The sequence below is a fragment of the Mesobacillus sp. MER 48 genome, assembly GCF_023714225.1.
GTDB lineage: Bacteria > Bacillota > Bacilli > Bacillales > Cytobacillaceae > Mesobacillus > Mesobacillus oceanisediminis_A.
In genome coordinates this window covers 12,754-25,861 of record NZ_JAMAUR010000004.1, presented here as the reverse complement: position 1 = coordinate 25,861, position 13,108 = coordinate 12,754, and the positions used below count along the sequence as shown (strand labels likewise).

General features: G+C 44.7%; 13 protein-coding genes. 1 reads left to right on the top strand and 12 read right to left on the bottom strand.

Annotated elements, in window-relative coordinates:
• Window positions 1–17 precede the first annotated feature (17 nt).
• The 6 genes from M3593_RS14960 to M3593_RS14935 all read right to left on the bottom strand — a co-directional run bounded on the left by M3593_RS14960 (window position 18) and on the right by M3593_RS14935 (window position 6,143).
• Window positions 18–1,007, bottom strand: coding sequence for an ABC transporter ATP-binding protein (locus M3593_RS14960; protein WP_251544710.1), 990 nt, complete (start codon window positions 1,005–1,007; stop codon window positions 18–20).
• Complete coding sequence (locus M3593_RS14955) at window positions 964–1,998, bottom strand: ABC transporter ATP-binding protein (RefSeq protein ID WP_251544711.1); 1,035 nt, start codon at window positions 1,996–1,998, stop codon at window positions 964–966. The genes M3593_RS14960 and M3593_RS14955 overlap by 44 nt, the downstream gene beginning before the upstream one ends.
• A complete protein-coding gene (locus tag M3593_RS14950; protein ID WP_144475285.1) occupies window positions 1,995–2,651 on the bottom strand; it encodes a DUF1028 domain-containing protein in 657 nt (218 codons plus the stop codon). Before M3593_RS14950 ends, M3593_RS14955 begins: the two co-directional genes overlap by 4 nt.
• Before the next feature lie 10 nt (window positions 2,652–2,661).
• The gene (locus M3593_RS14945; protein WP_144475547.1) at window positions 2,662–3,492 is read right to left on the bottom strand and encodes an ABC transporter permease; all 831 of its coding nucleotides are present in this window, start codon (window positions 3,490–3,492) and stop codon (window positions 2,662–2,664) included.
• 59 nt (window positions 3,493–3,551) lie between these two features.
• Window positions 3,552–4,505 carry a nickel ABC transporter permease gene (gene nikB, locus M3593_RS14940; protein WP_186326669.1) on the bottom strand — a complete coding sequence of 318 codons (954 nt, stop codon included), beginning with the start codon at window positions 4,503–4,505 and terminating at the stop codon, window positions 3,552–3,554.
• Between the two features lie 78 nt (window positions 4,506–4,583).
• Entirely contained in the window at window positions 4,584–6,143 is a 1,560-nt protein-coding gene (locus M3593_RS14935; protein WP_251544713.1) for an ABC transporter substrate-binding protein, read from the bottom strand.
• Between the two features lie 279 nt (window positions 6,144–6,422).
• Here M3593_RS14935 and M3593_RS14930 point away from each other — a divergent pair, with 279 nt between their 5' ends.
• Entirely contained in the window at window positions 6,423–6,872 is a 450-nt protein-coding gene (locus tag M3593_RS14930; RefSeq protein ID WP_144475286.1) for an Lrp/AsnC family transcriptional regulator, read from the top strand.
• Between the two features lie 74 nt (window positions 6,873–6,946).
• Here the strand turns inward: M3593_RS14930 and M3593_RS14925 are convergent, their stop codons facing one another.
• From M3593_RS14925 to M3593_RS14900, 6 genes are all read right to left on the bottom strand, one after another.
• Complete coding sequence (locus M3593_RS14925) at window positions 6,947–8,536, bottom strand: aspartate:alanine exchanger family transporter (RefSeq protein WP_251544727.1); 1,590 nt, start codon at window positions 8,534–8,536, stop codon at window positions 6,947–6,949.
• Window positions 8,537–9,170: 634 nt separating this feature from the next.
• The gene (locus M3593_RS14920) at window positions 9,171–10,229 is read right to left on the bottom strand and encodes an aromatic acid exporter family protein (RefSeq protein ID WP_251544714.1); all 1,059 of its coding nucleotides are present in this window, start codon (window positions 10,227–10,229) and stop codon (window positions 9,171–9,173) included.
• 106 nt (window positions 10,230–10,335) lie between these two features.
• Window positions 10,336–11,028, bottom strand: a complete 693-nt coding sequence (locus M3593_RS14915) for a hypothetical protein (protein WP_144475288.1) — start codon at window positions 11,026–11,028, stop codon at window positions 10,336–10,338.
• Entirely contained in the window at window positions 11,025–11,774 is a 750-nt protein-coding gene (locus M3593_RS14910) for a hypothetical protein (RefSeq protein ID WP_251544715.1), read from the bottom strand. The genes M3593_RS14915 and M3593_RS14910 overlap by 4 nt, the downstream gene beginning before the upstream one ends.
• Window positions 11,752–12,657 (bottom strand): ABC transporter ATP-binding protein, encoded by a 906-nt coding sequence (locus tag M3593_RS14905; protein ID WP_313959702.1) that lies wholly within the window; start codon window positions 12,655–12,657, stop codon window positions 11,752–11,754. Before M3593_RS14905 ends, M3593_RS14910 begins: the two co-directional genes overlap by 23 nt.
• Window positions 12,654–13,037: a GntR family transcriptional regulator gene (locus tag M3593_RS14900; RefSeq protein WP_251544716.1), complete on the bottom strand. Its 384-nt coding sequence runs from the start codon at window positions 13,035–13,037 to the stop codon at window positions 12,654–12,656. The genes M3593_RS14905 and M3593_RS14900 overlap by 4 nt, the downstream gene beginning before the upstream one ends.
• Between the last annotated feature and the right edge of the window lie 71 nt (window positions 13,038–13,108).

Genomic DNA, 13,108 nt, shown 5'->3' with positions numbered 1-13,108 from the left:
GGTAAGGACCTTGCACATTATGCATAATGGCAAGCAGCAAAATGATTCTCGCTTACCTCTCGAAAAGCCGGCTCCTCTGCCCTGCATCGATCCGTAGCCAGCGGGCACCTTGTATGGAAACGACAGCCGCTCGGAACATTGATCGGACTCGGGACATCACCTTTTAAGATAACCCTTTCTCTCTTCTTATCTTCTTTGGTTGAAGGAATGGCAGAAAGCAATGCCTTTGTATAAGGGTGGAGCGGATTATCGTAAAGTTCTCTCTTATCAGCCAGCTCGACCATTTTCCCTAAATACATAACCGCGACTCGGTCGCTCACATGCTTCACAACACTAAGATCGTGGGAAATAAATAAATATGTCAGCTGATGTTCCTTTTTCAAACGCTGCAGCAGATTAAGGATTTGGGACTGGACGGATACATCCAATGCAGAGACCGCCTCATCGCACACAATTAATTTCGGGTTTGTGCAAAGTGCACGAGCAATGCTCACACGCTGCCGCTGTCCTCCTGAAAATTCGTGCGGGAATCGATAATAATGCTGTTCTGAAAGGCCAACTTCGACAAGCAGATTGCAGACATAATCATATAGCTCTTTCTTCGGTACAATTTTGTGAGTTTCCACGATTTCTGACAACATGGATCCAACAGTCATTCGCGGATTGAGTGAACCGTAAGGATCCTGGAAAATAATCTGCATATCTTTCCGATTATCGCGCATCTGACGCTTGGAAACCCTGGTAATATCCACTCCGTCATAAACGATTGTTCCAGAGCTTGGTTCATGAAGTCTGAGGATGGCTCGGCCCATCGTAGATTTACCGCACCCAGATTCGCCTACAATTCCCAGCGTTTCCCCTCTTTTAAGAGCAAAGGTGATACCATCCAATGCCTTTACCACCTGTTTTTCTCCAAAGAACCCTTGATCACCGACAGGAAAGTGTTTCTTCAAGTCCTGTACATCAAGAAGATTTTCCGACGGCAACTTCGCTAATGGCTGGCCCATTTTTCTCACCTTCCTCCCATAAATTTGTGTATTTCCAGCAACTGACTGTGTGGTGTGAATCGACTTGCTCAAGATCTGGGGATTGTGCCCTGCAGATATCCTGTACATACGGGCATCGGTCCGCAAATCTGCAGCCTGCTGGCATTGCATCCGGAGATGGCACAGATCCTTTTATCACAAAAAGTTCTTCCACATCTTCCTCAGCGTCTACATCAGGGATGCACTTCATCAGACCTTGTGTATATGGATGCAGCGGATTGTTGAAAATGGATGTTCTCGAACCATATTCCACCGCTTTACCGGCATACATAACCAGTACTGTATCTGCCATTTCAGATACAACCGCCAAGTCGTGGGTAATCATAATAATTCCCATATCCAAATCTTTTTGCAGATTCTTCATGAGATCAAGAATCTGAGCCTGAATCGTCACATCAAGCGCTGTGGTCGGCTCATCTGCAATTAGCAGTTCCGGGTTGCAGCTAAGCGCAATCGCGATCATGACCCTTTGCCTCATTCCACCGCTCAGTTCATGAGGATAGGCATCGATTCGTTTGTCCGGTGAAGGGATTCCTACTAGCTGAAGCATTTCAACCGCCTTCTGGCGCGCTTCTTTTTTGCTTACCTTCTGGTGGAGAATAATGGTCTCAGCAATCTGCTTTCCCACTGTCTGTACAGGATTGAGAGAAGTCATAGGTTCCTGGAATATCATCGAAATCTGATTGCCCCTGATTTTACTCATCTGCTTCATTGACTTCTCCGTAAGGTTGTCACCCTTTAAAAGAATTTCTCCTTCAATTTCCCCTGTCTTAGGAAGCAGGCCCATGACCGAAAGGGAGGTCATACTTTTTCCACAGCCTGATTCCCCAACAATACAAAGGGTTTTCCCTTTTTCCACATTAAAGGATAATCCGGCTACAATATTTGTCGTCTTCTTTTTCCCAGCAAAGCTGACCTTAAGATTCTTTACTTCCAATAAAGGCTGTGTCATTCGATTGCCTCCTCCCTTCGTTTTACTAGATTAGCAGTGTATGGAAATAGATCTTCTTGGCATTGTTTATAGATTCTAATTAGTTCTTGGACAGGCTCATGATGTTCATCCGCTCTGACATCAACCAGAGGATACTCTTCTTGGTCAACAACATAAAGAGCAGCTGACTGCCTTCCACGTTTGTCTCCTCCTGCTTCCTGTCCGCTGGCAAGAGCCGCTAATAGTCTTTCTGGCAAACTTTCGTTTTTCAGTGCCTGATACGTTTCAAACATGGCATCGATCGTTTCGGGTCCTGTCAGCATATTGCCAGCGACAACGAACTGAAATCCGATTTTATGTCCTTGCCATGGAACAGTGTCTTTACCTGTAAAACCAGTAGCATTCCCATACTTATCAACGATGGCACATTGCCTTCTCTCCGGATCCGGGTCTGAAGCCAGTAATTGCTCCAGCACTTCAGCTGGTAATTTTCCTTCAGCTAAAAGCTTGATTCCGTCAAGGCCATAAAACGGATTAACAGTTGCTTGGGTTGCTATTGCTCCTATACCGGTTTTCACATAAGGGACTAGTGAGCCGACTGCTGGTCTTGCAGTTGATACCGCGACGCCCAGCATTCCTGTTTTCTCACATCTAGCAGTTATCGAAAATGTCATTCTAATAACCTCACTTCAGCTTCGGATCTAATGCATCACGCAGTCCATCACCAAATAAGTTGATTGATAAAACCGTTAAAAAGATAAACAGTCCAGGAAACAAAGAAATCCATGGCGCGTCACCAAGATACCCTTGTCCCATTGAAAGCATGGCACCCCAGCTTGGTGTTGGAGGCTGAGTACCAAGCCCCAAATAGCTTAATGAAGCTTCAGAAATGATTGCCGCGGCAATCGATAGAGTAGCCTGGACCAGAATGGGCGGCATGCAGTTCGGCAGGATATGCTTGAAAATGATTTTAAAATCACTGATCCCGGATGCTTTAGCAGCCGTAACATATTCCCGCTCTCTCTGGCTCAATACCTCTCCCCTGACCAGACGGATAAAGTTAGGGGTAAAAATGATTCCAATCGCAATCATGGCATTTTGCAATCCAGCTCCCAATACAGCTGCAAGAGAAAGCGCCAGTACCAGCGGCGGGAATGAAAGCAGGGCATCCGTAAAACGCATGACAACAAATTCATCTAAAACGCCGCGATAATATCCTGAAAAAAGACCGATCGGGATTCCAATCAATAATGCGATGCCTACCGAAATTATCCCGGCCTGGATTGACACTCTCGCCCCATAAATGATCCTGCTGAAAATATCACGGCCAAGCTCATCTGTCCCAAGAAGATTCTCTGAATTCGGGCTTTGGAGGAATTTTGCATAATCTTGCTCACCAGGATTATAAGGGGCGGCCACCGGAGCAAAAACTGCCATAAGGATCAGCAGCAAAGTAAAAATACCACCAGCTACAGCCAATTTATTTTGAAAAAAGCGGGAACTCATCTCTTTCATTCTGCGCTTTTTCGGGCTCTCAGCAACTGGCATTTTTTGATTCAACTGTGCTTCCATGGTCACTGGCCCCCTGTTAGCTTAATTCTCGGATCTAGAATCGAATAAAGAACATCAATAAAGAAGTTAACCACTACAACAGCGATAGCCATGAACAGCACGGCACCCTGCACAACCGGAAAATCCCTTGTCATGATGGCATCGATGACAAGCCTTCCGAGTCCCGGAATTGCAAAAATCGTTTCGGTGATCACCGCACCTCCAAGGAAGGTGGCTAATTGCAATCCGCTAACTGTCACGACAGGAATAAGTGCATTCTTCAAAGCATGGCCAATTACGACTCCTCTTTCGAGAACACCTTTCGCATAGGCGGTCCTAATGTAATCAGCCTCCAGTACTTCAAGCATGCTTGAACGCAGCATTCTTGTGATTTCTGCACTCAATCTGACCCCTACTGCTAGGGCTGGCATAATCATTAAAAGCATGCTTTGTTTAAAATTCGTCCATGGCTCCACATACCCTGAAGGTGCCAGCCATCCCAATGAAATCGAAAAGATGAAAATCAGTAAAATTCCCAGGAAAAACGGTGGAACTGAAACCCCTGACAATGCAAATGTTGTTCCAAAGTAATCCCAGAAAGTCCCTTTTCTTGTAGCTGAAATAATACCGGCTGGAATGGCAATCAGCATAGCAATGATAAATGACATGATGGATAGCTGGATTGTTACCGGCAGCTTCTGAAGCAGCACGGTAAGAACCGGAGTATTATCTTTCAATGAATTCCCTAGATCTCCCTGAAGGACATTTGTTACCCAGTTAAAATACTGGACATAAAGAGGATCATTCAGGCCCATCTGCTCCCTCAATGCCTGCAGCGCTTCTTCAGTGGCCTCCTGCCCGAGAATCATCCTTGCAGGGTCGCCTGGTGTGAGATGAACGAGTGAAAAAACGATTATGCTTACTAAAAATAAGATAACGACCATAAGTCCTAATCGACGAAGCAAAAACTTTACCACGCTGCTCCCTCCTTTTTTTTAAGGTTCAAAAGTATTTCGGCCTGGAGACGGGTCTCCAAGCCGAATCAAGTAAATTGCTTATTTAAATGAAACGTCATGGAAGCGCATCATTTGATCCGCTATGTGTTTATAGCCTTGCAGGTTGTTCTTATATGCTTTGTAATCCTTCTCATGATAAATGAAGATGAACGGAACTTCTTCCTGGCCAAGCTTTGTAGCTTCTGAGTAAATCTTCTTTCTTTCCTTTTGATCCGTCTCCACACGGGCCTGTTCTAATAGCTCGTCCATTTTTGGATTGGAATAACCATAGTTGATTGAACCTTCAGTATTGAATAGCGCGTAGATATTTCCATCTGGATCGGTTCTTCCGCTCCAGCCCAAACGGACAGCATCAAATTTGAAGTTATCCATATTATCAAGCATGGTTCCAAACTCAACCATTTCAAGATTCACCTTTATCCCTGCTTCTTTAGCCATGGATTGGATCATTTGCGAGATTTGTTCCTCGACCGGCTTTGGAGACAACTGCAGCGTGAACTCGAATCCATCCGGATAACCTGCGTCAGCCATAATTTTCTTCGCTTTTTCAATATCCTTCTTCTTCGGCTTGATACTTTCATCATATGCCCATGTTCCAGGAGGGATTGCTCCCGCTGAAGCTACTGCTGTATCGCGAAGGGCAACCTTGATAATCGCTTCACGGTCGATGACTAAGTCAAGTGCCTGGCGAAGTGCTTTGTTATTGAATGGTTCACTCTTATGGTTCAAATACAGACCCTGGAATCCAAGAGCTCCCGTCTCAGATAACGTAAGGTTGGAATCTTTCTTAAGCTTCTCGACATCCTTTGGCGGAACCTTGCTGATGATGTCAACATCACCTGATGTAAGGTTTGTCAGTCTGACGTTTTCATCAGCATAGGGACGATAAACAATCTTTTCAAACTTTGGTGCTCCACCCCAATAGTCTGCATTCTTTTCTACTACGATTTTGTCTTGCTTAACACGAGACACAAACTTGAATGGGCCAGTACCTACAGGTGAATTAGCGAAGTCTTTGCCCTTTTCCTTTACTGCTGTTGGTGAAACCATCATCCCTGCACGGTCAGATAACGCCGCAAGGAATGGGCTGTAAGGCTCGGAAAGCACAACCTTCAATGTTGTGTCGTCGACTACTTCAATCTTTTCAATAGAAGATAATTCAGATGCACGCGGTGAACCAGTATTAGGATCCATCATGCGTTCAAAGTTGAATTTAACCGCTTCTGCATTAAACGGAGTTCCATCATGGAACTTTACGTCCTTTTGCAAGGTAAAGGTGTATGTCTTACCGTCTTCGGAGATGTCCCATTTTTCAGCAAGCATTGGCACAAAATTAAGCTCTTCATCAACATCAACTAGCTTGTCATAGATACTGTGGAAGACTTGTCGGTCAACAGCAGCTGTAGAAAAGTGAGGATCCAATTGCGGCGGATCATCATCCAATCCAACCACCAATTCTGATTTGTCCGTTTTCGCCGGAGCGCTGGCAGTTGTTGATTTTTCTGTTCCTGTACTGGAAGAATTACTATTGCTGCATCCAGTCAGAAACAATAAAAAACTCATAAATACTGCTGCAAATACTTTTACCTTTTTACTCACTTTTGCTTATCCCCCTTTTTTCGCAAAACAACTTCCTTAACATAAGCAGGCAAAAAGTTACAATCACCTACTTTATGAAAGCGTTTTACTACTTTTAATTTCATTTCGAATTTCGTATTATTATAATACAGGGAATTTAAAAAATCTATATAATATTCAGAAAATATTAAGATTTTTTTCTACTATAATTATTTGAATCTTTTTCCAATTTTTATTGATAATCCTCTCATTTGTAAGCTAAGATAAATCTACTAATGCTAATGGAAAAGTGGTGTTTGGATGAATATTGATGAAACGGACCGTATGATCTTGCAACTTTTATCTGAAAATGGACGAATGTCCTATGTAGATATCGGTAAGGAGTTGAATCTATCCAGGGTATCAATCCGGGAGAGAGTCAATCAATTAATAGAGGATGGTGTCATAGAAAAGTTTTCCGTCGTAATCAATTCGGAAAAAGTAGGAAAAGCTGTATCTGCCTTTTTTGAGGTTGATTGTGAACCCTCTTCTCTCGTAAAAGTAGCAGAAGCGCTCGCCAACAATCCAAGTGTCGCAAGCTGTTATCAGATGACAGGGCCAAGCACCCTGCACATGCATGTTTTAGTAGAGGACTTTATCAGGCTGGAGAATTTTATTAACGAAGAACTGTATAGCCTGGAAGGGATCACAAGAGTCGAAAGCCATATTTTGCTTCGGAGATTCAAAAGCCGTACCGGTATGAAATTGTAGATGGGGGCTGCGAAAGTTAAGGCAGAAATTGAAAAACGACACAGGCAAATTTCGTCTGTGTCGTTTTTTATATTTTATAAAAAGAAAACCAAAACCTGTGATGCAATCGCGACTGAGATAAGCGCAAATGGATAGGCCGCGGCATAAGCGATGGATGGATCTTCGGAGTCCATCAGCTGGTTGGCTGCACCAAGTCCGGGGGTGCTTGTCATTCCGCCGCATAATGCACCTAATGAGTGGATGATGCTGAGCCTAAAAAGCTTTCTTGCGATGAAAAAGCCGGCGACTACAGGCAAAATGGTTATGATTGCTCCGCCGATGACAAGATTGAAACCTTCCTGCTGGATGACCTGGACGATGCCTTTTCCGGCGGTCGTACCGGCACCGGCAAGGAAAAGGACTAGACCGATATCACGGATGACCTGGTTCGACGGCTGGTAATAGCGCGCGTGGATCGGTCCAAGTCTTCCGAAGTGGCCGATGATCAGGGCAATGAACAAAGGCCCGCCGGCGACGCCGAATGTAATCGTCCCGAGTTTCGGGAAGTGAATCGGCACCATCCCGGCAAGGACGCCGAGCAGCAGCACGAGACTGAGCGACAGGATGTGAATATTGGTTACGGTCAGTTTTTTTCTGCTGAATAACTTTTCGACGTCATCCAATCGGTCCTTGCTGCTGACTAGCGTCAGGACATCGCCGCGTTCAAGGCGCCACTTTGGATTCTGGTTGAATTCGAAACCGCCGCGCTCAATTCTTGTAACGGTGACACCGTATGTTCGCCTCAGTTCAAGTTCCTTGATCGTTTTTCCAATCAATTCAAGCGCATCGACCGTGACTTTGCGAAGCTCCACATTGTCATGGTTTACGGTGTTCGTCTCCACTTCACGGCCGATATCCCCGCAAAGCTTTTTCAAATCGTTTGGCAATCCGACAGCGACAAGCCTGTCCCCCAACAGAATAACTGTATCATTGAGAGCGATGATATTTCGGTCGCCGCGGATAACCCGGCTGATGACGACAGAATTGTTTCGGTTGAATTTGAGCTCTTTTAGTGTCCGTTTATTAATGGAAGGGCTAGTGACCTCTATGGTTATTACTTCAGGCGACTCATCATTGCGGACAGGCCCTGATTTCTTTTTCAGATCCTCCGCCAGATCTACCTTCAGCACGCGCGGCAACAGCTGCACGAACAGCACAACTGCTAGGACGCCGAAAGGATAGGCAATCCCGTATCCGACAGAGGCAAGCGGATCTCCAGTGGCCTGGAGGGCGGCAGCAAGACCGGGCGTACTCGTCAGTGCGCCCGTCATGATGCCGATGCTCAATGCCGGGGACAGATGGAACAGTTTGGACACGATAATCGTCGTAATGGAAGCAACCAGGACAATCAGTAAGCTGATGACGCCAAACACGATTCCGCTCGTTTTCATCATCCGGAAAAAGCGCGGACCGGCTGATAGACCTACTGCAACAATAAATAAACCAAGTCCCAGCTGCTGGATGACCGGTGACACCTGGTAGCCGAAATGGCCGAACACCATTGCCGCCAATAATACTCCCGACGTCCCCAGGCTTAATCCTCGTATTTTGATTTCACCCAGCGCCGAGCCAAGAAATAGTATGACAAATAATAAAATTAACGGTTCCTCAAGCAAACCCTTCATGCCGTCCACAGTTGATTCCTCCAAATTAAATCCGTTTGTGAAAATCTACACAACATAGAATAGCACGACAAATGATCATTTCCTAACCAAGACATTGACGAATTTATTACAAAAACAACATCCCCCTGGTGAAAACGCTTTTCTATGCGTTTTCCTTAAAGGAGGAATCTGTAAACTAAAATTATTGCGGCTTTTGTTAAAAATTACAGAGTTCCATGTAAAAGGTCTCTCTTTGACAAGCCGATTTTTCATAAAATCGGTGCTAACGAACGCTTTATAGCGAAATTTTAATTTATATAGCGACTTTTTGTTTTTTATAGCGACTTTTCTTTTTATATAGCGAGTTTTCTATTTATATAGCGACTTTTCCATTTTTATAGCTAGTTTTTCATTTTTATAGCGATTTGGAAAAAAACGCAGATTTTTTCCAATTGAAAAAGAGACTCTAAATTGAGTCACTTAAATCATTTCATAAACCCCCTGCGAGGATTCGAGGATATAGTCTGGCTTTGGCTGGCTGATATTGTTTTTTGTGTCCGGCGATGTGGTCAGGGTGCTTATCCAAATTTTTCCAGTCCTGTTCATTTTGCCAGTTGATCATAACCCGTGGCTTGAAACGAAAAAAAGCCCCTAATCAGGAGCTAATATCCAATGATTTCTCAAGCAATTTTTGATGCCTGAGTTCGAATTGGTGGATGTGGTTCAATTCTTCGAGCAGGTCATGGATCGATACCAGTTCATAATAGATAATCGTTTCTTCGGAGAACCGATTGGCGTCTGCTTCACGCTCATCTACCTCATGTCTTAATAAGCCGAGCAATTCATTGACAACGGCATCATGATCCTCGTCCAGCAAGAAGTCGGGATGATGGAGTGCGGTTTTGATCGATTTCACCATCGCTTCTACTACACCTGCCTTAGTCTCCGATAAATGAATCGAAGGCAGCGAAAAAAGATTTCCGACATGGTAATGGATTTGTCTCAAAATCGTCAGCTTCTTTAATTCATAATGGATATTCCGCATGTTCTTCCGGTCAAATTGATGCAGCTTCCATTCTTTCTTTTGGTATTTGCATAATGTTTCAATACTTTCCATGTCTTTGAGGATCCTTTGGAAGTCTGATCTCGTTTCCCGGTGCAGAGGCTGATGCCTCGTGATTTCTGTTCCTCTGCTGGCAATCAGGTTCCCTGTCTCGTGGATCAGTTGCTGAATTTTACTCTTGATGGACCTTGAGTAATCCGGCCGGATCACCAGAAGGTTCACAAGCGTCGAGACCGTCAGCCCTGTCAACGTCGTCCCAAGGCGGATGAAAAAGCTCGACAGATAGTGGTCATTGACGGTTGAAACCATCGCCACTCCTGTCAGCACCGCCACCAATGCCCCGTCGTGCAGCTTCAGCCGGTGACAAGCAATGATTGTCGCGACAGCAACGAGCATATAGGTAAGTGGACTGTGCCCAAATGCAAAATTGAACACGACGGAAAACCCTGCGCCGATCGCTGATGCCGGGAATCGGACATATGCTTTTCTTATTGAATCAGCCGCTGTTGGTTCGATTGTCACAATTGCCGTGATGACTGCGAACATTGGCGGCCAGCCAAGCAGGTCACAAATCAGTGCAGTAATGAAGACAGCAATTCCCGTTTTAAGGACCCTGCCCCCAACAAAGTTGAATTTTTTCAATAAAGCCATTTTCTCATTCCTCATTTTTTAAAAACGTATACCGCACTATTATAACGTATGGATCCTGATATACGAAAACACCAAAAAAAAAGAAAACCCCTCAAGGAGGAGTCTCCTATTCGTTGATCACATATCCATTCCCGGAGACTTCAGTATTCATTGGAACCTTGATATAGATGAAATTCAGTCCCTGCATCATTCCGTAACCGCCGTTGAACTGCTCTCCATTTTCAGCGAACTGGTTAAAAGGAAAGGCATTCGTGTATTTTACAAGTTTGACGTTCACAGGCTCTTGAGGGAATACTTTCAGAGTTGTCTCGCTAAGTTGGATTTCCGGTGAAGTGAAACGATCCGTGATATCGATATTATCTATATATGAAAAAGTGGAGTAATGAGTCACTTCGACCTGATTCTCGAGAGATTTTACCTTCTCGATGAATACCGTGGCATTGATGCTCAACGCATTAATATTCAAAGATTTTCCTTCCAGCGGGAATTCCCATGATTTCATTTTTGTAAGCCCTTCTGCTTCCTCAATTTTTCCAGACTCGACAATCGAATAAACATCACCGTTTATTCGTTCATTTTGCTGAATTTCTTCGTCGGTCAGATAATCTCCCTGATAGGATTCACCCTTTGGAAGAATGAAGGAAATGATTCCAGTGCAAAGCAAGACAACCAGGTAGCCTGTAAATACCTTTGTGGTGCGGCTCCCGTTCATGAACCTCGGACTTATGAACTTATTGGAGAAACTTCCGTAACTAATCATGGCCAATATGATAATAAAGATCAATAAAATAAAACTCATTTCCTCACCTCCAGACTGTCCGAAATCAATATAGCCGATCCAAATGCAATGGCCGATGTAAATAGAACCTTTAACAGGAACAGCAGAAGGGAGGTTTCCTTCACAAAAATTTGTCCAATATCAATCACCAGGGTCGATTCGCTGCCCACAAACACATTGATAAATATGCTTCCGAAAAACAATGCAGGAAGAATGATAATGAAAATTCTGTTTCTTTGGACGAGCATCCCGACCAGGTAGCCAAGTGCCGTGAAAAGGAACAGATACAGGATGGTTCCGGCAAGGCCTTCTGCCATCTGCAGCGTTGATAATCGCTGGCTTTCGATGAACTCCCGCTCCTGCAGGAACAAGACAGATAGCTTCAGCGACTGGCTCGCCAGCAGGAAGGTCACTCCGCCAATGACACTTGCCCAGGCGAGGAACAGGATATTCGCAATATGGCTGCTCATTCTGTTGGCCACAAACGCATAATCATCAAACCGATACGCCTGGGTCGTAACGACAATCGCCGAAATGAAAGCCCAGATCATCATGAAGGCAATGACGATATTCCCGGAATAATTTTTCATATCATAACTGAAATTTTCAGTACTACCACCGCCGCCTCCTTCTCCGGCAAGCGAAAACAGAATTCCGATGATTTGCAGGATCATCAGTGAAGTGAACATCCCCCGGTAGGATTTCAGTTTGAATCGGAATTGCTTTTTTACAATATCCCAGAGGTTAATCTTTGTTAAAGACATCATCAATCCCGCCTTTCTCCTGGCTCGTCAAGTATAGACAGAGATCTTCGTTTGAAATCGTCGAGAACTCCAGGTCGTTTTTCATTGCTGCTGTAACCTGATCATCAGACAAGTCGTTGCGGATGACCGCATAGCTCCTGCCAAAACCGGCACTGCTACGATGGAATATCTCATGTCCGCTAAGCCAGTCGTTCAGCATTTCTTCTTTCCCGCTGACAACGACCGCATACTCCCGCAGGTCCTCAACCGTCATATGCAAAAATTGCTTTCCATCCTTTAGGAGCAGGATGTCTTCAAGGATGTCCTCGACCTCATTGAGATGATGGCTTGAAATGATGATTGTCCGTGGGTTGGCAATATAGTCTTTTAGCAGCGCCCGGTAAAAGTCTTTTCTGACGCCAGCATCCATCCCGTTTGTCGGCTCATCAAAGATTGTCAGCGGACAGCGGGAAGCCAGCCCCAAAATCGCATTGAAGGTATTCTTCATTCCCTTCGACAGCCCGGTATGGTGCTGTTTCAGGTCAAGATGGAAATATTCAACTAGGTTCCTGGCAAATTTCATGTCCCAGTTATCATAAAAACTCGCTGCCGTTTCCAAAAGTTCATCAAGATTCAGCGCGGCTGGCAGATTCATATCGTTATCGACCATGATCATGTTCGCTGACACAGACAGGTTATTGAACGGGTTTTCCCCAAATACCCTTACTACACCTGAACTCTCACGCATGAAACCAGCGGCGATTTTCAGCATCGTCGTCTTGCCGGCTCCGTTCCTGCCAATCAAGCCTGTGATTTTATTCTCCCCGATTGAAAACGTCAGCTCATCCAGTGCTTTTTTCCTTCCATAGGTCTTTGTTACATTTTCGAATTCCAGCACACTCATCATGTATCCCCCTTCAAGTCCCGCTTGGCTTCCTGGATCATCGCGATCAATTCCTCCTCAGTCACGTGGAGATGCTCCGCCTCCCGCACCAACTCTAGCACCAATGACTTCAATGTCTGGTTCCTCCGTTTCGCTGTGATAATCTTTTTCGCATCCTCCGATACAAACATGCCGAGACCGCGTTTTTTATAAAGAATGTTTTCATCCGCTAAAATATTCAACCCTTTTGCCGCTGTCGCCGGATTGATATTCAGCATTTCCGCAAGCTGATATTGTGAATGAACCTTCTCATCCTTCTTGATGCTTTCGCTGAGAATTTCCGTTTCCAGCCACTCAGCAATCTGGACATAAATCGGTTTCATGCTATCTGAATTAAGTATCAACCCCGCACCTCCTCTAACAGGTCACATAGTGCATTACTGTTGTAATGTACTATATAATATATTATGCAATT